This window comes from Chryseobacterium elymi (genome assembly GCF_003385495.1).
Taxonomy (GTDB): domain Bacteria; phylum Bacteroidota; class Bacteroidia; order Flavobacteriales; family Weeksellaceae; genus Chryseobacterium; species Chryseobacterium elymi.
In genome coordinates this window covers 59,948-80,731 of sequence record NZ_QNUH01000018.1, presented here as the reverse complement: position 1 = coordinate 80,731, position 20,784 = coordinate 59,948, and the positions used below count along the sequence as shown (strand labels likewise).

The following is a 20,784-nucleotide window of genomic DNA, read 5'->3' as shown; positions in this document are numbered from 1 at the left end:
AGCAAAATTCACAATTGACCATTAGAAATATAGTTTGTGAATAGTGAATCGCCAATGAGTGAATTTTTTGATTGTAATAATTGACAATTGACTTGCGAAGCAAAATTCACAATTGACCATTAGAAATATAGTTTGTGAATTGCGAATCGCCAATGGGTGATTTTTTTGATCGTAATAATTGAGAATTGACTTGCGCAGCAAAATTCACAATTGACCATTAGAAATATAGTTTGTGAATTGCGAATCGCCAATGGGTGATTTTTTTGATCGTAATAATTGAGAATTGACTTGCGAAGCAAAATTACCCATTCACATAGGGGATTGCGAATCGCCAATGGGTGAATTTTTTGACAGTAATAATTGACAATTGACTTGCGTAGCAAAATTGACCATTCTCCCCTTATAGCTCAGCTCCGGTTGAAGACTTAAATTTCCTGAGCTTTTTCAGAATACCTTTTATTGCACCGTCAGTTCCTATTTTAATAGAATTTTCTGTGGAACCCAAAAGACGCATATTTTTCCGGTAAGTATCATAATCGGTTTCTGTTACCAGATTTCCTCCTGCATCAAAAAGCTTCATGCTTACTACAACCTGGTTGGAAAATACATATTTGCCGATACCTACTTTGAAATATCTTACTTTTGGAACAACGGCGAAATCAGCATCATTATTGATACAGTAATCCGTTATGGTTTGCTTTTCAACAGTGTCGAAAGGGATCTGCACCTCGGCTCTGAGTATCTTATTCTTTCTCCCGCTGAAATTATCGGAAACCGCACTGAAGAACGCCAGGTTTGTGGGCTCTTTGATTTCCTCAATATCAGGTTCTACCTCAGGATTGAAGTATAGGATTTTTTTGGTCTTGCTGTCGGCATTTTTCTGCGCTTTTACCGAAATAACACCGACCAGTAAAAAAGTTCCAACAGCTGTAAAGAATATAAATTTTCTCATTGTGTAATTCGTATGCAAAATTACTGCCTTTTCACCGGATGACATACAATTTATTAAGAAATTTTTAACATTTTTTTCTATCAAAATCAATAAATGAAATCGATAATGTTTGCAGAATCAAAAATAAGTCGTAATTTTGCACCCGTTACATAATAATCATTAAACAATATTGGAATGTACTTAACAACAGAAAAAAAAGCAGAAATTTTCGCAAAACACGGAAAATCTGCACAAGACACAGGAAGCGCTGAAGGACAAGTAGCTCTTTTTACTTTCAGAATCAATCACTTATCTCAGCACTTGAAGGCTAATCGTCATGACTTCAATACTGAAAGATCTTTGGTGAAATTAGTAGGTAAGAGAAAAAGCTTATTGGATTATCTTAAGAAAAAAGATATTACAAGATACAGAGCTATCATCGCTGAACTAGGTTTAAGAAAATAATCTACAGAGATTTTCAAATAAAAGCAACTTCGAAAGGAGTTGCTTTTTTTATATTCCTACTTTTTGTCTTTTCCTATTTTTCCCAAATGTGTATTCTGAAAACTGTCGGGATATTTCAGTCCGTAGCCCAGTATCCTGTCGAATGCTGAGTGGGCAAACAGTATGGTACCCACCATCTGAAGATAGGGAAGGGAAAGGAAAGTTCCGGTAAGGTATATAATGACAGCCAATCCAAGGTGATGAAATAAGTTGTAGAAAAATGCTCCTGTTTTATTATTGAAGGCATACCCCAGCATGGAAATATCCGGAGCCAGAAATAATCCGGCAAACCACCACCAGGAAAGCTCTGTCTGCGCAAAAGCAAATATCCCAAGTAATAAAAAAGCAAAATATTCCAGTTGTAATTGAATTTTCATAAGAATAAGATATTGATTATCTTATAAGTGTCTGACTCAGTGTAAAAGTTACATCTTAAGATAAGCTTAAAACAAAAGTGAGACGTTTTTAAACATCCCACTTTAAATTATGAATTAAAATTCTGTATAAGATAATTCTTAATGTCCCGATTTTGTTTCAGTACTTTCTACATGCCCTAAATATTTGCTGCAATACGCCCCAAAGATCAGAATCACCAGATAGCAGAATACAGGAATGATAAAAGAATGCTGTACTCCCAGCTGATCGGCAAGGTAACCCTGGAAAATAGGGACAATAGCACCTCCCAATATAGCCATTACCACCAAAGAAGATCCCTGGCTGGTATATTTGCCCAAACCTGAAATAGCCAGAGTATAAATATTGGAAAACATAATGGAGTTAAAGATCCCGATTCCCAAAATGCTGTACATCGCCAGTTCACCATGATTAACCATAGCGGAAATAAGAAGAATGACATTGATGGCCGCAAAAATAGATAATGTTCTTGCAGGAGCTGATTTACCGATAAAGAAAGCTATGAAATTAAGTACAATAAATACAAGGAAAAAGCTTATTTGTGCAAAGCTCAGGTCTACTATACTGAAAATAACTAAGAAAACAGCTGCAGCTGCACCCAGCATATAGACTGCTTTTTTCCCCTGGCTTAATGATTGATTTAAAGAAATTGCCCCTAGAAAACGCCCGATCATCGCTCCGCCCCAATAAAGAGAAAGATAATTTTTGCTGATGATCTCATTAAAGCCCATGATCTGAGGCTGTTCCAGAAAGCTGATGATAAAGCTTCCCACTGCTACTTCTCCCCCTACATAGCAGAACATGGCAAAAACTCCGAATTTCAGATGGTTGAACTGAAGAGCACCCCAGCCTTTTACGATCTCTTCTTCCTGGGTCTGGAAAGAAGGCAGTTTTACCCTCGAAATTAATAATGCAACCAATAACAGGATACCTGCAAAGATCAGGTAAGGAATTCTGGTAGCGACTGCACTGAACGATCCGTCCGGAGCTGAAAAGAATTCAAAGATGAGATGGCCCCCAAGTACCGGTGCAATCGTGGTTCCGAAAGCATTGAAAGCCTGCGTCATATTCAGTCGGCTGGAAGCTGATTCTTCACTGCCAAGTAATGAAACATAGGCATTAGCTGTAATCTGAAGCACTGTAAAGCCCAGTCCCAGAATAAACAGAGCCCCCAGAAATAAAGGGTAATAAGAAAAAGTTGCTGCCGGATAAAATAAGACACATCCAAAGGCGGCCAGGAAAATACCAAACATGATTCCTTTCTTGTAGCCAGCTTTATTAATAGGATCTCCCTTTGAAATAGAAATCAGGAAATAGATCAGTGAACCAATAAAATACGCTCCGAAAAAACAGAACTGTACCAGCATGGATTCGAAAAAGGTGAGTTTGAAAAGCTGTTTCAGATAGGGGATCAGGATATCATTCATACAGGTGATGAATCCCCACATAAAAAAGAGCAGGGTGATTGTGATTAAAGGAACTGTGTAATTCCTGCTCTGTGTTTTTACTTCTTTATTGATCATAAACATTTATTTAATTTGAAAAGAATTAAATTCTCTCGCTTGATTTCCTTGTACATCTATATTTGAGAAGCAGGACAAATATAAGGCAGTGATCTGTTTTTCTGCAACTTTTCCAATTTTTTTATGTAAATAAATCAACTTTCCCGATATGAAAATATTATTTACACTTTTTGAGACAATAATACGAAAAACAACAGGATTTAATGATCAATTTTTCTTTAAAAAAAACATTTTTATCATTCTGAATAATGAATAGGTTCAACATGCCACCAGTAATTTTTACATCTTTGACAAAAAAGGAGGGGAAATCTTACGATTCTGAGCAGTATTTCTGAGACTGAAAATTTAATATCTCATTATTATATGGTATATTTGCACACGAAAATTTAGACGAAATATCAATAATTAAAGCACTCAATACGGAGTGCAACACAAAACAATTTATGAGTATACCTCAAGCAATTACAGAAACGATTATTCTTGCAGACGGCAGAGAAATCACAATTGAAACAGGAAAATTAGCAAAACAGGCTGATGGTTCTGTAGTCGTAAAAATGGGCGGAACAATGCTTTTAGCAACTGTTGTAGCCAGCAAAGAAGCAAAAGAAGGAGTAGATTTTCTACCCTTAACTGTAGATTACAGAGAAAAATTTTACGCAGGAGGAAAAATTCCTGGAAACTTTTTTAGAAGAGAAGCCAGACCGTCAGATCAGGAGATCCTGACAATGCGTTTGGTAGACAGAGTTCTTAGACCATTATTCCCTGAAGATTTCCATGCTGAAGTTCAGGTAATGATTTCATTAATTTCTTATGACGGACAGTCAATTCCTGATGATTTGGCTGGTCTTGCCGCATCTGCAGCCATTGCTATTACAGATATCCCTTTCAACGGGCCAATGTCTGAAGTAAGAGTCGTAAGAATCAACGGTGAGCTTTCTATCAACCCTAAATTTGAAGATCTTAAAATTGCCGACCTTGATATCATGGTGGGAGCAACTAAAGATTCTATCGTAATGGTAGAAGGGGAAATGAAAGAAATCTCTGAGCAGGAAATGCTTGAAGCTATCCAATTTGCTCATGTAGAAATCAAAAAACAGGTTGAAGCTCAGGAAAGATTAGCTGAAAAGGTAGGTAAGTCATTCCCAAAAAGAGAATACAGCCACGAAAATCACGATGAAGCTATCCGTGAGAAAGTGTGGAAAGAAACATATGATAAAGTATACGAGGTAGCGAAAACTCCTTCAGGAAAAGAAGAAAGAGGTGAAAAATTCAAAGCTGTTCTGGATGAATTTTTAGCTCAATATGTTGATAATGCTGAAGAATTAGAAAGAGTAACACCTTTCGCTAAAGTATATTACCACGATGTGGAAAAAGAAGCGATGCGTCAGATGATTTTGAATGATAAAATCCGTCTTGATGGTCGTGATCCTGAAACGATTCGTCCAATCTGGAGCGAAATTGATTATTTACCGGGAGCTCACGGTTCTGCCATCTTCACAAGAGGTGAAACTCAGTCTTTAACAGCGGTAACGTTAGGTTCAGTGAAAGATGCGAACATGGTAGACAGCGTGATGGTAAACTATGACGAAAGATTTTTCTTACATTATAACTTCCCGCCGTTCTCAACGGGTGAAGCAAGACCTTTAAGAGGAACTTCAAGAAGAGAAGTAGGACATGGAAACCTGGCTCAGAGAGCTTTGGCAAACATGATTCCTGAAGAAAACCCTTACACCATCCGTATCGTTTCTGATATTTTGGAATCAAACGGTTCATCTTCTATGGCCACTGTTTGTGCCGGAACTTTAGCATTGATGGATGCTGGTATTCAGATTGCAAAACCTGTTTCCGGGATTGCAATGGGATTGGTAACAGACGTTAAAACCGGAAAATTCACTGTTCTTTCTGATATCTTAGGAGATGAAGATCACCTGGGTGATATGGACTTTAAAGTAACGGGAACTGCAGACGGTATCACTGCTTGTCAGATGGATATCAAAATCCAGGGGCTTTCTATGGATATCATGGAAAAAGCTCTTCTACAGGCAAGAAACGGAAGACTTCATATCTTAGATAAATTAAATGAAACTATTTCTGCTCCAAGAGAAGATGTGAAACCTCACGCTCCTAAAATGGTAATGCTTGAGATCTCTAAAGATTTCATTGGTGCTGTGATCGGACCTGGTGGAAAAATCATTCAACAACTTCAAAAAGATACAGATACTGTTATTGCTATTGAAGAAGTAGGAGAAATCGGAAGAATTGAGATTTCTGGTGTAAGCAGAGAGAAAATCAATGCAGCGATCGCCAGAATCAACGAGATTACATTTGTACCTGTAGTAGGTGAAGTGTACCAAGGAAAAGTGGTGAAAGTAATGGATTTCGGAGCTTTCGTAGCAATTGCGAAAGGAACTGAAGGACTTCTTCATATTTCTGAAATTGAATGGGCTCGTCTGGATAAGGTACCTTATAATGAAGGTGATGAAGTAGAAGTGAAGTTCATGGGTTATGATGACCGTAAGAAAATGAAACTTTCAAGAAAAGTTCTTTTACCAAGACCTGCAAGACCTGAATCTAAACCAAGACCAGAAGGACAAGACAGACCACAAGGTGACAGAAGACCGGAAGGACAGGGTAGACCAGACAGACCGGCAAGAAGAGAAGAGAATACAAGACCGGAAGGAGAAACACCTGCCGGAGATCAAAATCCTTCTTCTGAAGCTTAAGATTAAATCTTATATATAATGAAATCCCTCAATTTGAGGGATTTTTTTGTAACAAATTGGATGTTTATGCTTTTCCCGATCTGGCAGATAATGCTGATGTTTGCGCTAAAACTTATTAAATAATAGAATTGATTTGCTGACAACTATGAAGAAAAATATATGTAGTTAAGTGACTTTTGCTTAAATTTAAAGTATAAATTATTTTCATGGCTTACAGTATTGAACTTGCAGACAAAGTTCGTGAACGGCTTTCAGAGTTTCCGGCTCTTGAGATCAGGGAAAAGAAAATGTTCAGCGGATTATCATTTTTGGTGTATGGTAAAATGTGTATCAATGTGAGCCACGATAACCTGATGTGCCGTTATCATCCTGATCTGGAAGAGGAAGTTTCGGAAAGAACAGGCTTTCTTCCGATGATGATGAAAGGAAAGCAGCTAAAAGGATATTGCTATGTGGAACCTGCAGGTTTTCAAAAGCCTGATGATTTTGAATACTGGATAAAAATATGCCTGGAGTATAATTCGATCACAAAGGCTTCAAAGAAAAAATAATCTTAATATTCCTGACATTTAACCATTAAGGTAAAGTTTAGCTGTTAAGAATATTAAGATTTAACCATATAAGTTTTCGCGTATTTCTATTAAGATTTTCCCCGTCTTTTTTACATCCGGATAATCAGGAAGAGGAGAAACTGCGTGAAGGCGTTCTATAGACTTTATCAGATCTTCTGCTTTTTGCATGACCGCTTCATAGGACCAGTTTCCGGCTTTGATATCAAGTAATTCCTCTCTGTTATCTACGCGGATATTTAACGAATTTGTTTTGAATATATGCTCGCAGGACTGTAATAAACGGATGGTGTGCATCATATTTTTACTGTCATAATTCTGCCCGTGTTCCTGGTTGACGTTATAGCGGTCTTCATTGCGTTCGGAAACCCACTTCCAGTATTCCTTATAGTCTTTGCAGTACGTGGAATAGGCATCCAGATTACAGAAGAGATAAGCTGTTGGTTTTTCGTCTTTCGGAACGGATGATACAGACACCTGGTTGGCTTCTTCATGCTGGATCATTCCTTTATACCCTAAAGTTTCTGATTCATCATAAAACACAGCATACATCCCTTTGGTATTCCCGATATTGACCAACCCGCATTTTTCCTGTATTTTTCCACTTTCTGAAAGCCATTTCTTAAGAGGAACCGATCCCTGGTCTTCAAGAATATAGCAGAAATCAAGAACGGATTTTCTTTCCTTTTCTATGGGATTAAGGATTTTTTTATTCAGCCCTTTAGCCTTTTTGATCTGTGAAATGGCATACCCTGCAAAGGTATCTTTACATAATTTGGATAAAAAATCTTCCGGACGGAGAAGATCCATCAGCGGATGCTTTTGCAGAATGCAGTCTTCCGAGCTTGCCAGCACTTCCAGAATATTGGGATTGTTTTTCTGTAATAGGTCTACAAATCTCCCAATTTCATAATACGAAATATCATTCGTCTCATTGGAAATCTGCGGAATATAGTTGAGTCCGAAAAAATCTTCTTTCGGTAAATAATATACTCCGCGGATATCTGTATCCGAATTTTCTGTGGCGAGTCCGAAAAAGCGGCTTCCGGAGATGGCTTCGAAGAGGATGAGGTTTTTGGTTTTTAGGTCTTGGATGGTCATGGTGTTTTTAATAATTCATCAATAATATCTTTTTTGAATTTTGAAAAAGGTCGTTTATGATAATCTTCTTCATTTATTTCTATACCGAAAATCATTCTATAAACTTCCTCTTTGGAAATTGGTAAATCTTTAAATGTTTTATTCAACAAAATATCTATGTAATTTTCAGAATATTTATAACGAAGATTTAGTAAGTCTTTTAATTCCTTATCAGAATGTTTGTTATATATATGTTGTAAGTTTAAATCATCAAATGTTTTTAAAATTTTATTTTGTGAACTGACGTTTGAAGTAGAAATATTTATTTTGACATTATTATCAATAAAATTTTTCTTTCTAAAACCAAAACTGAAATTCTTATCTTCATCAGTCATTAAGTAAGGATGCAAATGGGAATCTATATCAAAGTTTGTAGCATTCTTCTTTTTATTGCAATTTGAACAAGTGGGTAATAAATTGTAAAAGCTTAATGCCAAAAGTGGAAATTTACTTTGACTGTAAAAATGATCATACTCTGCACGAAGAATTTTGTTTTTACTATTTCCAATTGTTCTTATATAATTTCTGTTGCAATATAAACACGTATGTTGGTCTAGTAAATCAGCTAAAAAATAATCATTTCCAATAATGTTTTTGTACTTAAAAGTATTTTTAATATCTATAGTTTTTGGATTATATTTAGTATTTAATTTTTTTTTGTTATCCTTTGATTTTGCATATTCAAAAAATTCATCTTGATCAAAGTCTGGAATAATCCTTTTCATTAATAAAGAGTTTAATGGAATTAAATTTTGTGGTTCAGAAATTATGAGATTTTTTATATCATCGTCTGACAAACCTAGAGAAGTTGTGCTATTTACTTTTGGTTTTATTGTATTGTAAAACTTAAGAGCTTTTGAAACTGAAATTTTTAAAGTGAGCATTTGATTATTGGTTTTTAAAGTTCTTCTAATTGTTTTTGCATTTGAGCGATCTGTCTCTCTAACATTTCCTTATGAAAAAATTCAAAAGTTGCTTCTGAATACATTTCCTCTAGTTTTTTCCTTAAAAACGGTTCATCAATAATTTCAATCAGCTCAAGATGTCTCTTGAAACTTTTACTTTTTAAATGTGTTTCCTTTTTTAGATGTTTATTAATTTTATTTTTTACAGTTCTTATTTTAATGTTATTGAGTTTATCTTTATTATCTAACTCCAATTTTTTAACAATCTCTTTTAGTTCAAGAATTGAGTTCAACCAAGTAATGGTTTCTTCTATTTTTTCCTTTGCAAAATTGCCAATTAAACCATCGTTGATAAAAAAACTATCAGCTAATAAATCCGTAATATTCGCTCCGAAAGTATTCATTCTCTTAAAATTTTGAGGTTTGGATTTTTTACTTTCTTCATCAATTTCTAAAAACAATACATTTTGTTTTGGAATATCTGATAAGATAAATGGAGAATGGGTAATGAAAAGTATATTGAGGTTATCATATCTCTGATAAATGGAATTTAAGGCAAATAATAGATCATTTAAAAATTTTCTTTGATAATCAGGATGTGCATAAAGTTCAATTTCATCGAAAATTATATTAACATTTTTATAGTAGATTAGTTCTTTGTTTTTATTATTTCCGATATTATGAATTTCTTGAACGGATTTTAAATTTCTTAAATGATAAATAACTGAATGAATACTGAAAATTTTTTGCTTTTCACCAGAACTAAAATTATTAAAATTATTTTCAGAATATTCATCATCAAAAAAATAATTTATCTTAAAAATTGAAGGTAAAGATTGTCTTACAGTAAATTTATCATTTTGAAAGTGTAGGACAGCAGGTAAATCTTTTCTGCTTGAAATCCATGAACTACTTATTGCATCATGCAGGTCGTCAATTTTAATTAGTTTTTTGTTTTTGTTCTTTTCAAAAATATCCTTGTTATCTAAATATAAGTATTGCAAAAAAAATAAAGCTTGTCTAAACTTGTCAGTATTATGACTAAAATCTTCCGAAATACTATCAATATAATCATATATTTTGCTTTTGTCAGAAATAAAATATGTACCTCTACTATATTTAAAACAGCTTTCAAATTCTGAATAAACGGAATAATGAGTCATTCTAATAAGTTTTCTAATGAGATAATCTCTTACATATGGATACAATCCATTTTTCTTGTTATTTTTTTTAGCAATATTAAATTGTTTAAATATATAATTGATAATATTTTCTTTATCTTTTACACTCTCAAATATTTGTTTGTCTAATTTTTTTATCGGATCCCATTTGAATTTCTTTAAATCAAGTTCAATACTAATATATGTGACTGTTTTACCTTCTGATATATCTCTTAATCCTTTTTCTTGAAGAATATTGACTAAAAACCTTGAAGATGCTAATTCCTTCTCTCTGTTAATATTGATATTCCCTTCTTCTCTTAATGGGTTCATAACTACGGGTAATTGATATCCGTCATTTTTGTGAAAAACACCTTTCAACCACTCACCTATTTCTAAAGTATTGTAACCGTAATGCGAGTAGTTAATAATCATGGAATAAAAAAAATCTCTAAAAAAATCTAATTCTTTTTGTGACAAACATAGCCTTCCACCACTTAAATCTTTTGTTCCTTTCAATATATTAACATTTATTGATTTATTACTTTGTAGGGAATATATATTTGTATTAAACTCTTTTTCATAATCTAAAATTGATATTTCACTACCTTTAAGTTGTATTCTTCTAATTTTAGGAATTTCATTGCTGGTTCTATAAATGGAGAGGGCTTTGTGAATAAAATAAATCTCAACGTTTATAAAGTTCAAATCCTCTATCAAACTATTTTCATAATTTGCTATTAATTCTTTTAATCTTTCTTCATTAGAATGATAATACAAATTACTTGGGTCAATAAAATACTTATCAATTTCTAATGACATCTTTACAATTGAAACAACTAATAACTCCACTAAAGCACTTTTTCCACTTCCATTCTTGCCAACTATTGCAGAGATATTTATTTTAGTTTTATACTCGTCATCACCCTGATAATAAAGCTCTTCAGGAACGGATGAGTTATACTTAATTTTAGTAATGTCTTCCTTAATAGCATTTATAACTTTATTTTCTTCAATATAAAATTCATAATCATTATAAAATTTATAAATCTGATTAGGAATTAAATTTTTAAGAAATTTTTCATTACAATCGTCTAACGGTCTTATTGCAATTAATTTGAAACTCATAGTTTTTAGTTTTTTCTAATGTATTAATATTTTAGCATAGTTTTCCAACAAACAAATATATTTCCAATCCATAAAAAAAGATTACGGCTTCCGTAACCTTTCATCTTACATCAATATCTCCCTAAAAATCCTCTCCATCTCACCTTTATCCGATTTTCCTCCTCTAAGACTTTTAGACCTCTCTTCGTTTTCCATAATGATCTTCTCCAAAAAACCAAAAAGTTCCCAGTCATTCGGATGGTAATACGATTCTCCTTTAGTAGCTTTTAAAGCGATAAGATCTTCTATTTTTTTTCGGGTATAATCATCAACCAAAACTAATAATTCACTGAATAAAACCGGAGGAACCGTTCCTTTTTCTATGATCCATTTTCCGGTCAGTGCAGTTCTTAAGCAGTAAAAATAGCTTTTCAATTTTACTTCTTCGTTTCTGCAAGCTTCCAGGTATTTTTTGCTCATGCTCAGATAATGGTAAGAGACCGCTATCGGAGAAAAGCAGGCATCCGCAAGAGGCCTGAAAAGTTCCACAAACTTTTCATTCTTTTTGTAAACGATAGGAGAGTAAAACCAACTCAATAAAGCTGCATTCGACTTTAATAACAAATGAAACGTTTTCCGAAGATCCCATCCCGAACCGTCCAGATCATCCTCAGTCATGAATTCTATAGTTTCGTCTTTATCCCATGGAGAAAGATACCGGTCTTTTTCATGCCGGTAGATAAAACGTATATCATAATCGCTGTCCGGAGAGGCAAAACCCCAGGCTCTGCTTCCGGATTCTACGGCCAAAAGGACTTCTATATTGCGTGTTTTCTCTATTTCTTTTATTTTCTCTAATATTTTTGGTGTCATCGTATTCAATTTTAAGGCAAAGTAAAAGCAGTAGTGCGCAGTGTTTTTGCGTAGATTTTTTATTGAAAATTTTATTTGAATCAGCCTGACTAAAAAAGAGGCTGTACATACTAATGACAGCCTCTTTTCAATAAAATTAAATTCTAACTACTTCTACGTTTAAGCAGTAATCTGCTTAGGTCCTTTTCCTTTATCTTCTTCTTTTTTATCTAATTTCTCAGATATTTTTTTTACGATGTATTCTATCGCAATAGGTGCTATAATGGCAATCAATGCTTTAAATATTCTTGATTTCATAGTAAGATTTTTTAATGTGCAGATTAATACAATTTCTGAGCCATTTTGAAAATGTCAGGATTGATCAGTGTTGGAAAAAATATGGAGTGATTATTTTCATTTTTGCTAAACCACCCCGTCAAATTTTTGATTTGCCACCCCTCCAGGGGAGGGGAATTCTGATCCGGCGAATTTAATCATCATGAAATTCGTAGATTTTCAAAGAAACTTAAGTGATCTTCTTTTCAGACATCCTGTCACTTAAAAATAACTAAAGTGTTTAAAAACTTTTGTCCCTTTTGTGGTTAAAAATGTAGAAAGAATTAAATCAACCCCTCATCAGGAACTTCTAAATTTTCATAGTTTTTACATCCAGCTCTAAATTTATCCTGAAGCTTTAACCTCAGTTTTCTAGGCTTATGAACAATCAGACATTCTCCAAAACCCAGCAGCACTCTTTCGAGTTCAAAATTAATTTGTACGCAGATCTTAAATAATGTGCCATCCTCCGTTTCGCTTATAATTTCCTGGCTTTTATGAAGTGGTTTTGTTTTTACATAAGGCGCATTGGAAGAATCTACAAAGAAAACAACATTTCTGGGAGCCATCGTTTCGGAAACTGTAACCCCTACAATATCTTTAAAATATTCATCACCGTCCAGATCTTTATCGATATACTCAATATTTTCCTCCACATCAATCTTTTCCATTCTGTCCAGGGCTAAATTGTACATTTTGCCTTTATACTGGCAGATCAGGAACCACCTGTTATTAAACTCCTTCAGAAGCTGCGGGTGAACCACATAATGACTGGATTCCCGGGCGGTAAAGCTGCGGTAGAGAATATTGAGCACCCTTTTGTTAGATATGCTTTCATAGAGAATATCAATATGTTCAAGCCCTTTCAGCTGTTCATTCTTATCCAGATGAATGATGGATTTTTGCCCGGTGGAATGAATGGAATCCTCCAGTTTCTGAATGACTCCGTTCATCTCTTTGAACATAGAAAAATCCTTAAACTGTTTCAGGATCTGAACCGCATTATTCATCGCTTTCAGGTCGCTTTCATTTACAGAAATATTATGGATGCTGTATTCAGGATCACTGTAGCGGTAGTATTTTCTGTCGTATACTTCAATGGGGGCCTCATATCCGAATTTTTCACTCCGCATATTCTGCAGATCCAGCTGGACGGTACGTCTGCTTACATAAGATTCCTTTCCTTCAAACTCGAACAAAGCATCAGAACACGCATCAATAAGATCTTCTAGCGTATATTTCCTGTATTTATTCTTAAGGCATTTATCTAATGTTTTGTAGCGGATCAGGGCATTTTTATTGGATGACATTTTTTGTGATTTTTTGTTGAATAGTGAAAAGGTGAATGGTGACAGGTGAATTTTGCTTTGCAAGTCAATTTTTAATGTGTCAATTCTTTTTTTCAAATTAACCATTCACTTGCGAAGCAAAATTGACCATTGACTTATAAAATGATTCACTTGCGAAGCAAAATTCACAATTGACCTATATAATTACTTCTGTTTCAATGCTTCTCCTTCAAAATAAATCCCTTCCCATCCGTATTCCATAAAGTTTCTGATGTTCTGGTGATCCGTTCCTTCCGGATTTTTTAAGACATCTTCCCTGTAAAATTCTCCAAAAAGAGGAAGGGTATGCTCTTTTGACAATCCCTGAAGTTTTGCGAAGCTGAAAACTTTGCACGAACCATTATTCTGACCGGCTTCATTTATTGCAGTTCCATTCTTGAAAGAAGTGGGAGTAAAGTCATATTGCCCGTCGATGTAAGCAATGACCTCTTTGAACTGAATCGTTTCGGGACTGTTTTTTAGTTGTTCTAATAACATATTCTAAATTTTAATCAAATGAAAATAAACAGGTCTTTTGACCTTTTTTACAAAAATAATTAAAATATTTTTATCTGCGCAGAAATATTGCGCACTTGTGTTATTACTTTGCACTATCAAAATGAAAAGACAAATGGAATTTAACGGAAATCACTTAATTGAATTAGGATACAGACCAGCCAAATGGTTTAAAGATGCTATTAACTATATCAATGAAAATAATCTGGACGAAATTCAGATCAGAGAATATCTGGACCAGTTCAAACAGTCGGATATTATTCCGCTTCATGAAACTGCGAAAGATTTTATCATTAACATCAGAGCTGAGCACGAAAGTGAAACTGATAACGTGGAAAAAGTGATCAATACGATGAAGGTCTTAATGAAAACACCAACGCTGACTACGGGTGCCCTGATGCCTGATGCCTGTCCTACAGGACCGGAAGGACTGATTCCGGTAGGTGGAGTGGTGGTTGCCAAAAACGCAATCCATCCCGGATTTCATAGCGCAGATATCTGTTGTTCTGTAATGCTGACTGATTTTGGAGATGCCGATCCTAAAGAAGTATTGGATGCAGCCCATTCAGTGACGCATTTCGGATACGGAGGAAGACCAAGAGGTGAGCAGATGCCGATGTCCCAGGAGCTGATGGATGCGTTCAGGGAAAACTATTTCCTAAATGATGAAAAATTAATCAGCATTGCCCGTTCTCATATGGGAACCCAGGGAGACGGAAACCATTTCCTGTTTGTCGGGAAGTCCAAAAATACAGGAAATACCATGTTAGTTACCCATCACGGTTCAAGAGCTCCGGGTGCTGCTCTTTACGATAAAGGGATGAAGGTGGCCAACCGTTTCAGACAGGATATTTCCCCTGAAACACTGAGAGAAAATGCATGGATTCCTTTCGATACGGAAGAAGGGCAAGCCTATTGGGAAGCTCTACAGTTGATCAGAACATGGACGAAGGAAAACCATACGAATATTCATGATGCGGTTCTAAATAAACTCGGAACGGAAAAACAGGATAGATACTGGAACGAACATAATTTTGTTTTCAGAGACGGTGATCTGTTTTATCATGCAAAAGGAGCCACTCCGTTGGATGATAAATTTATGCCGGATATCACAGGACCAAGACTGATTCCGCTGAACATGTCAGAACCAGTTTTAATTGTTCAGGGAAAAACTAACGGGAGAAATCTGGGTTTTGCCCCTCATGGAGCCGGAAGAAATTTCAGCAGAACACAGCATAAAAGATCATTGGCCCATAAAACGATTGAAGAAATCTTCGATGAGGAAACTCAAGGATTAGATATCCGTTTTTTCTCCAATGAAATTGATATTTCCGAACTGCCAAGCGCTTATAAAAGTGCCAAAAACGTAAGAGTACAGATTGAGGAATATGGACTTTGCGAAGTCCTGGATGAGGTGATGCCTTACGGATGTATCATGGCAGGTGATGTGGGAAAAAATGCGCCGTGGAAGAAAAAAAAGAAATTCAGAAAAGCATAATTATTAATATAATATTCAAACCTTATAGGTTTTCAAAACCTATAAGGTTTATAAGAACTAATAACCAAACCTTGCGGGTATAAAAGCCTGTAAGGTTAATGAAAACTTTTTTCATAACGGCAGGGGCAGTAGCTCAGATGGTAGAGCAACAAAATTACTTTTCGCCGCAGGCAAAAAAAGTTCCTATAAATCGCCAAGATTGTGTGTCACAGGTTCGAGTCCTGTCTGCTCCTCAAACAAAGAAAATGCTTATATTCATATCAGTCATTTTCATATGTTAAAAAAATTGAAGGCAAAGAAAGTTCCTATATTTCAGACTTACTTTCCGCCTTTTTACAAATGATAAGGCAAAGGGAGTTCCTATATTTTTTGGATAAATTACTCCCCGCTTTTTATAAACTATAGGTAAAAGGAGTTCCTATACACTTCACTTTTAATGAACCTACTCCTCACTTATTTTTAAAATTAAAAACAATGAAAACACTAAAATTATTCAATGCTGTATTAGCTAAGGAATCGGATGCAGAGCCATTTGTTTCTAATGACGGTTTTATCATTGAACCTGATGCACTATGGGCAAAAAATGAGATCATTTCTTATTATGCAAAGGAAAAATTAAATGGAAATGATTTGAATAAAACTTTTCATAAATCCTGGGATAAAATAAAAAATACCTCCAGAATCGATTTGTTTTTTGAACAGATCAGACATTATATTTCAACATATGGAAGCGATTTTCAGAGTGAAATTTATATCCCTGCTGAAATACTGAATGTTCCTGATATGAAGCTGGTTTTTAAAGTAATTAAAGCCTATACTGCAGAAGAGATGCAGGAAAAGTGCCTTTCTCTTTTGAGATCAGGAATTGCTTTAAAAGAAGAAACTATTGATGAATTGCTTTATATTTTACATACAGAGCTGAAATATGATTTTACGGGAAAAGAAAACATCAGAAATAAGGAAGCTGTTATAAAAATAGCCGATCTGTACGATATCTATCCTGAAAATCCTGTTGAGTTTTTCCGTTATGTTATTTACAAAACGACCAATACTACGCTTTTAATTAAAAGTGATGATTTGATTGATTTAATCAAGCAAAGTAAATTCAATCCAACGTATCTCTTTGAAAGTTTCGGGCTGGAAAAACTGGCGGAAATTTTTAACAGGTTCAAGCCGTTATTTCTTGCTTATAAAAACAGAGCTCCGAAAGCCATCAATAAAATTTCGAAGCTGTCTAAAGTACATCATAAGCCATTGATTTCAAATCCTTTGAATGATGCTACGAATACATTGCTGGAAAACAGTGATTGGCACTGGCTGGAAAATGCAACACCGTTTGCATTATTCAAAGCATTGTCAGCATGTTATTCGAGAATGTATGGCCAGGATACTTTTGTTTACAGAGTCCGAAACGGAAAATCCTGGGTGAAAAAAGGTAAAGAAACTTATGTGAATCAATTCAACTATGATTTTATTCTGGATTATCTGAAACTGAAATATGATAACTTATCCGGAAAGAAATTCTATTTCCCGGAGAATGTAGAATTTGCATTACCCACTTCCGAAAAAATGTTTGTTGGAAATATTCCTACCGGTACCCGTTTTTATGGCGACAGACTGGCCGTAGGTATTTATTGGGAAGATCGATGGGGTGCCCGTGACCTTGACCTTTCAGGATTAAATATCTCCGGAAAAATAGGTTGGAATGCTGCTTATAATCATGGTGACGGACAATTGATGTATTCAGGAGATATGACTTCCGCTCCTAACGGTGCTGTTGAATATCTTTATGCCAATAAAGGACTGTGTACTCCAACACTTGTTATGAATAATGTTTTCAGCGGAAATGCAGATTGCGGATATAAAATCGTTGTCGGAAAAGGAGATAACATTTCCTACAACTATATGATGAATCCTGACAGTCTCTTTGCTGAAGCCAGATGTAACTCTGTTCAGAAGCAAATGATTCTGGGAATGCTGGTGGCAAAAAACGAAAAACAATGTTTCGTACTATTGAATTTCGGAGCCGGACATTCTCATGTTTCAGGAAATAATCAGGTTTCCATGATGGCAACAACTGCATTGTATCAGCAATGGTACGAAGCTATGTCTTTCAATGAGCTTGTAAAAGAGCTTGGAGCAGAGATTACAACAGAAAAAGCGGAAGCCGACTTCGATTTCTCACTGGAAATGCTTGAAAAAGATAGCTTCATAAAAGTCTTCAAGCAGTAAAAAAACAAAGTAATGCAAATAAAACGCAAACATCTGCGGCATCTGCAAAATCTGCGAGAGATTTCAAAATAATAAAAAACCATTACGATGTCCAAATTTTACAGACACAAAAACCTGTAAAATTTAATCAACTGTCATTTTGATTAATACAATCAGGGTGGCAGTTTTATTTAGATTCAATTATATAAAATCATAGATCCCGTTCTTCCAGCCCAATACCTTTGAAGAATCCGCTTTAAGCCAGTTTTTCAGAATCGTAGCATAGACTTTTCTGAAGTCTTCTGTATAAATCAGATCCCCTTCATTCAGTTTTTGCAGATTGGGAAGTGCATTCAGGAGTCCTTTCTTTTTAAGACCTCCGCTTATAAAAAACATTTGATTAGCTGTCCCGTGATCCGTTCCATTGCTGGCATTTTGGGCAACCCTTCTTCCAAATTCTGAAAAAGTCATTAACAGCACATTTTCAAAAATTCCATTGCTTTTCAGGTCGGTTACAAAAGATTTTACTGCTTCATTGATGTCACTGAAGAGCTTTTTCTGCCTGTCATTCTGATTCACATGGGTGTCAAAACTTCCCACGGAAAGATAATATACCTGCGTATTAATATCAGATTTAATCAGAGAAGCTACAGTTTTAAAATCCTTACCCAGTTGTGAATTCGGATAGGTCTGATCTGTTTTTTTTGACTTACTTTTTTCAAAAATATAATCTGCATTATTAATAGTAGACCCAAGAGTCTGATATAAATAGGAAACCGTTTCATCATCATGATGGTGGTCATACAGAGATTTGAAATACTTCTCCTGACTGGTCTGATAAAGCCTTTTGGGATCTTTAAAGGCAAATGCCTTATTATTTTCTCCTTTCAGTGCCAGACTCAGCATATCATCAACTTCCAAAGCCTGCGTGGGATGTTCGCAGCGGTAGCATTCTTCATCCAGAAAACGACCCAACCAGCCTGTTTCCAGGAATTCATCGCTGCGGCTTGCAGAATGCCAGATATCCATACTTCTGAAATGTGATTTGTCAGGATCCGGGTACCCTACGTTATTTATCACCGAAAGTTCACCGTTATCGAAAAGTTCCTTGAAATAGGAGAGTGCCGGATTGATTCCCGTTTCATCATTAAGCGGTAAGGAATCTTTGATGGCAATACTGTTTCTTTCTTTAAAATAAATATCGTTTTTTGCCGGAATGATGGTATTCAGACCGTCATTTCCGCCTGTAAACTGTAATACTACAAGGATTTTCTGATTGGGCACTAAGGCTTCATCCAATGTCATTGCTTTCAGAAAATTGGGCATCATAAGCGATGCGGTAGCCAATGAACTTATCTTGAGGAATTCTCTTCTTTTGATTAACATAATTTGTTTTTTAGGTTAAAGGTTGCAGATAGCAGGTTGCAGGACTTAATCTCAATTTTGCAAATATTTTGAGCCTCATATCAATATTTAAAATAATAAATCAAAAGTTGCAGCGCCAAACGACGGTTACTATTAGCTGCTACCTGCAACCTAACATCTGCCACCTAACACAACTGGTATTCCGGGGTAGACATCAGGTTAATGATATTCATCTTTATACTTTTATCTGAAAAATTCTTTACGGAATCCATATCAAGGGTTTTGGCATTTTGGATCAGATAATCTTCACATTTTTTATCAGCAAATACTTTTTCCAGCCTGTTCCAGTCTATCGTGATGTTGGGATTCTTAAATGATTTGTTTAGAGTGGTTTCACGGGATTTCATGCCCATGTCGATGTCGTCATCCTGTCGCGGGCTGTAGTCTAGGGGGCGTAATCCGGACCATATCTGTGGAATCTGCAATCTCAGCATCAGGGTAGAGCTGTCTATCCATGATCTTCCGCTGGGCCAGCCGGCTACATTCGGCGGGTAGAGGAGCATTTGTCCCAGAAGCTTCTGATAAACGATGAGGTTTTCCGGATTCTGAATGTTCATAGGAAGCATCCGCATCATTCCGGCTATTAATTCAATAGGCGATTTTATCCTGTTCCCGATATTTTTTTTATCATAGAACCATGAGCTCGAGAAGATTTCGGACATGAGCTTTTTGATATCATATCCGGAATTGTAGAAGCTGGTGCTTAATTGTTCAACAATATTGCTGTCTACATTTTCATTAACGAAGAACTTATATATTTTTGTGGTAATAAACCTGGCTGTGGCTTTCTGTTCAAGGATAATATTTAAAATATCAGTTCCTGTGAAATTTCCGGTTTTCCCAAGGAAAGTTTTGGTTCCTTCATCATGCAGGTTTTTTCTCTCCTTAAAGTAGCCTTCTTTATCATAGCCCCAGCCTGTAAATGCTCTTGCGCCTTCCCTGATATCTTTTTCAGTATAATTTCCCCTGCCCATAGTAAATAATTCCATCACTTCGCGGGCAAAGTTTTCATTCGGATGCCCCTTTTTGTTCTGCTGATTGTTGAGGAAGCTCAGCATTGCCGGCGACTGGCTCACTTCGAAGAGAAGATCTTTAAAATTGCCCAGCGCATCCTTCCTGATCGTATTGAGGAGTTGTTTGTTAAATTTTGAATTATTGATTCTCGATGCAAAGTGTCCATGCCAGAAAAATGACATCTTTTCCCTCATTTGCTCTTTGCTGTTCACCATTCTGTCCAGAAAATTAAGGTTCAGCTCATTATTTTGCTGCCTGATTATGCGCTGCATTTCTTTCTTCTGTTCTGCCGGGGTTTTGCCGGACATCATATCCTCCTGAATAAAAGTGTCGGGTGTATCGTAATTAATTTCTGTAAAGTTCTCTTCTTTAAATAAATCATCAGCCCACAATTTTATACTCTTGTTTTTAAGGTCACCAATCTGGTTAATTCCCGGTCCGAAACCGGCACGCCAGAGAAGATGTTTATTGTAGAGTAATAAATCGGCCATGTTGATAGAATTTAATTTTTTTGATGAAATAGGACGAAAAAAGTTAAAATAATAACGGTTAAGAATTCTTAATATTATTTTATTTAAGATTAACTTAAACAGTTATTTAAATTTTAATATAAATTAACATATTGATA

17 protein-coding genes and 1 tRNA gene are annotated in these 20,784 nt (G+C 35.3%); 6 read left to right on the top strand and 12 right to left on the bottom strand.

Annotation, left to right across the window (positions count from 1 at the left end; all coding sequences use genetic code 11):
- Nucleotides 1-400: 400 nt before the first annotated feature.
- Nucleotides 401-952 carry a pyruvate decarboxylase gene (locus DRF60_RS17085; protein WP_116013482.1) on the bottom strand — a complete coding sequence of 184 codons (552 nt, stop codon included), beginning with the start codon at nt 950-952 and terminating at the stop codon, nt 401-403.
- Between the two features lie 174 nt (nt 953-1,126).
- Between DRF60_RS17085 and rpsO the strand changes: the two genes are divergently transcribed.
- Nucleotides 1,127-1,396, top strand: a complete 270-nt coding sequence (rpsO, locus tag DRF60_RS17080) for a 30S ribosomal protein S15 (protein ID WP_034704056.1) — start codon at nt 1,127-1,129, stop codon at nt 1,394-1,396.
- 56 nt (nt 1,397-1,452) lie between these two features.
- Here rpsO and DRF60_RS17075 read toward each other — a convergent pair whose 3' ends face one another.
- Entirely contained in the window at nt 1,453-1,812 is a 360-nt protein-coding gene (locus DRF60_RS17075; protein ID WP_116013479.1) for a DUF4260 domain-containing protein, read from the bottom strand.
- 138 nt (nt 1,813-1,950) lie between these two features.
- A complete protein-coding gene (locus DRF60_RS17070; RefSeq protein ID WP_116013501.1) occupies nt 1,951-3,372 on the bottom strand; it encodes a sugar MFS transporter in 1,422 nt (473 codons plus the stop codon).
- Nucleotides 3,373-3,815: 443 nt separating this feature from the next.
- On the opposite strand from DRF60_RS17070, the gene DRF60_RS17065 reads away from it, so the two are divergent.
- Complete coding sequence (locus DRF60_RS17065) at nt 3,816-6,095, top strand: polyribonucleotide nucleotidyltransferase (protein ID WP_116013477.1); 2,280 nt, start codon at nt 3,816-3,818, stop codon at nt 6,093-6,095.
- A gap of 206 nt (nt 6,096-6,301) precedes the next feature.
- Complete coding sequence (locus DRF60_RS17060) at nt 6,302-6,646, top strand: TfoX/Sxy family protein (protein ID WP_116013475.1); 345 nt, start codon at nt 6,302-6,304, stop codon at nt 6,644-6,646.
- 60 nt (nt 6,647-6,706) lie between these two features.
- Here DRF60_RS17060 and DRF60_RS17055 read toward each other — a convergent pair whose 3' ends face one another.
- The 7 genes from DRF60_RS17055 to DRF60_RS17030 all read right to left on the bottom strand — a co-directional run bounded on the left by DRF60_RS17055 (nt 6,707) and on the right by DRF60_RS17030 (nt 13,990).
- Nucleotides 6,707-7,765, bottom strand: coding sequence for a nucleotidyltransferase domain-containing protein (locus DRF60_RS17055; protein ID WP_116013472.1), 1,059 nt, complete (start codon nt 7,763-7,765; stop codon nt 6,707-6,709).
- A complete protein-coding gene (locus DRF60_RS17050; protein ID WP_116013469.1) occupies nt 7,762-8,688 on the bottom strand; it encodes an HNH endonuclease in 927 nt (308 codons plus the stop codon). Before DRF60_RS17050 ends, DRF60_RS17055 begins: the two co-directional genes overlap by 4 nt.
- A 14-nt stretch (nt 8,689-8,702) precedes the next feature.
- Nucleotides 8,703-10,997: a hypothetical protein gene (locus DRF60_RS17045; RefSeq protein ID WP_116013466.1), complete on the bottom strand. Its 2,295-nt coding sequence runs from the start codon at nt 10,995-10,997 to the stop codon at nt 8,703-8,705.
- Between the two features lie 105 nt (nt 10,998-11,102).
- Complete coding sequence (locus DRF60_RS17040) at nt 11,103-11,849, bottom strand: nucleotidyltransferase domain-containing protein (RefSeq protein WP_116013464.1); 747 nt, start codon at nt 11,847-11,849, stop codon at nt 11,103-11,105.
- A 159-nt stretch (nt 11,850-12,008) separates the two neighbouring features.
- Nucleotides 12,009-12,146, bottom strand: a complete 138-nt coding sequence (locus tag DRF60_RS21410) for a hypothetical protein (RefSeq protein ID WP_165570718.1) — start codon at nt 12,144-12,146, stop codon at nt 12,009-12,011.
- Between the two features lie 302 nt (nt 12,147-12,448).
- The gene (locus tag DRF60_RS17035; protein WP_116013498.1) at nt 12,449-13,474 is read right to left on the bottom strand and encodes a helix-turn-helix transcriptional regulator; all 1,026 of its coding nucleotides are present in this window, start codon (nt 13,472-13,474) and stop codon (nt 12,449-12,451) included.
- 183 nt (nt 13,475-13,657) lie between these two features.
- Complete coding sequence (locus DRF60_RS17030; RefSeq protein WP_116013461.1) at nt 13,658-13,990, bottom strand: HopJ type III effector protein; 333 nt, start codon at nt 13,988-13,990, stop codon at nt 13,658-13,660.
- A gap of 715 nt (nt 13,991-14,705) precedes the next feature.
- Here DRF60_RS17030 and DRF60_RS21910 point away from each other — a divergent pair.
- From DRF60_RS21910 to DRF60_RS17015, 3 genes are all read left to right on the top strand, one after another.
- A complete protein-coding gene (locus tag DRF60_RS21910) occupies nt 14,706-15,506 on the top strand; it encodes an RtcB family protein (RefSeq protein WP_394337471.1) in 801 nt (266 codons plus the stop codon).
- Nucleotides 15,507-15,628: 122 nt separating this feature from the next.
- A tRNA-OTHER gene (locus DRF60_RS21230) sits at nt 15,629-15,739 on the top strand.
- Between the two features lie 241 nt (nt 15,740-15,980).
- Nucleotides 15,981-17,738: a hypothetical protein gene (locus DRF60_RS17015; protein ID WP_116013454.1), complete on the top strand. Its 1,758-nt coding sequence runs from the start codon at nt 15,981-15,983 to the stop codon at nt 17,736-17,738.
- Between the two features lie 180 nt (nt 17,739-17,918).
- Here DRF60_RS17015 and DRF60_RS17010 read toward each other — a convergent pair whose 3' ends face one another.
- The gene (locus DRF60_RS17010) at nt 17,919-19,103 is read right to left on the bottom strand and encodes a DUF1501 domain-containing protein (RefSeq protein WP_116013451.1); all 1,185 of its coding nucleotides are present in this window, start codon (nt 19,101-19,103) and stop codon (nt 17,919-17,921) included.
- 164 nt (nt 19,104-19,267) lie between these two features.
- A complete protein-coding gene (locus tag DRF60_RS17005) occupies nt 19,268-20,647 on the bottom strand; it encodes a DUF1800 domain-containing protein (RefSeq protein WP_116013448.1) in 1,380 nt (459 codons plus the stop codon).
- Nucleotides 20,648-20,784: the final 137 nt, after the last annotated feature.

Excerpts from the sequence above, each read along its gene's own strand:
- DRF60_RS17060 (WP_116013475.1), top strand. The coding sequence starts at position 6,302 with ATGGCTTACAGTATTGAACTTGCAGACAAAGTTCGTGAACGGCTTTCA.
- DRF60_RS17035 (WP_116013498.1), bottom strand. The coding sequence starts at position 13,474 with ATGTCATCCAATAAAAATGCCCTGATCCGCTACAAAACATTAGATAAA.
- DRF60_RS17065 (WP_116013477.1), top strand. The coding sequence starts at position 3,816 with ATGAGTATACCTCAAGCAATTACAGAAACGATTATTCTTGCAGACGGC.
- DRF60_RS17040 (WP_116013464.1), bottom strand. The coding sequence starts at position 11,849 with ATGACACCAAAAATATTAGAGAAAATAAAAGAAATAGAGAAAACACGC.
- DRF60_RS17075 (WP_116013479.1), bottom strand. The coding sequence starts at position 1,812 with ATGAAAATTCAATTACAACTGGAATATTTTGCTTTTTTATTACTTGGG.
- DRF60_RS17005 (WP_116013448.1), bottom strand. The coding sequence starts at position 20,647 with ATGGCCGATTTATTACTCTACAATAAACATCTTCTCTGGCGTGCCGGT.
- DRF60_RS21410 (WP_165570718.1), bottom strand. The coding sequence starts at position 12,146 with ATGAAATCAAGAATATTTAAAGCATTGATTGCCATTATAGCACCTATT.
- DRF60_RS17085 (WP_116013482.1), bottom strand. The coding sequence starts at position 952 with ATGAGAAAATTTATATTCTTTACAGCTGTTGGAACTTTTTTACTGGTC.
- DRF60_RS17015 (WP_116013454.1), top strand. The coding sequence starts at position 15,981 with ATGAAAACACTAAAATTATTCAATGCTGTATTAGCTAAGGAATCGGAT.
- DRF60_RS17055 (WP_116013472.1), bottom strand. The coding sequence starts at position 7,765 with ATGACCATCCAAGACCTAAAAACCAAAAACCTCATCCTCTTCGAAGCC.
- DRF60_RS17050 (WP_116013469.1), bottom strand. The coding sequence starts at position 8,688 with ATGCTCACTTTAAAAATTTCAGTTTCAAAAGCTCTTAAGTTTTACAAT.
- DRF60_RS21910 (WP_394337471.1), top strand. The coding sequence starts at position 14,706 with ATGGGAACCCAGGGAGACGGAAACCATTTCCTGTTTGTCGGGAAGTCC.
- DRF60_RS17070 (WP_116013501.1), bottom strand. The coding sequence starts at position 3,372 with ATGATCAATAAAGAAGTAAAAACACAGAGCAGGAATTACACAGTTCCT.
- DRF60_RS17010 (WP_116013451.1), bottom strand. The coding sequence starts at position 19,103 with ATGTTAATCAAAAGAAGAGAATTCCTCAAGATAAGTTCATTGGCTACC.
- rpsO (WP_034704056.1), top strand. The coding sequence starts at position 1,127 with ATGTACTTAACAACAGAAAAAAAAGCAGAAATTTTCGCAAAACACGGA.
- DRF60_RS17045 (WP_116013466.1), bottom strand. The coding sequence starts at position 10,997 with ATGAGTTTCAAATTAATTGCAATAAGACCGTTAGACGATTGTAATGAA.
- DRF60_RS17030 (WP_116013461.1), bottom strand. The coding sequence starts at position 13,990 with ATGTTATTAGAACAACTAAAAAACAGTCCCGAAACGATTCAGTTCAAA.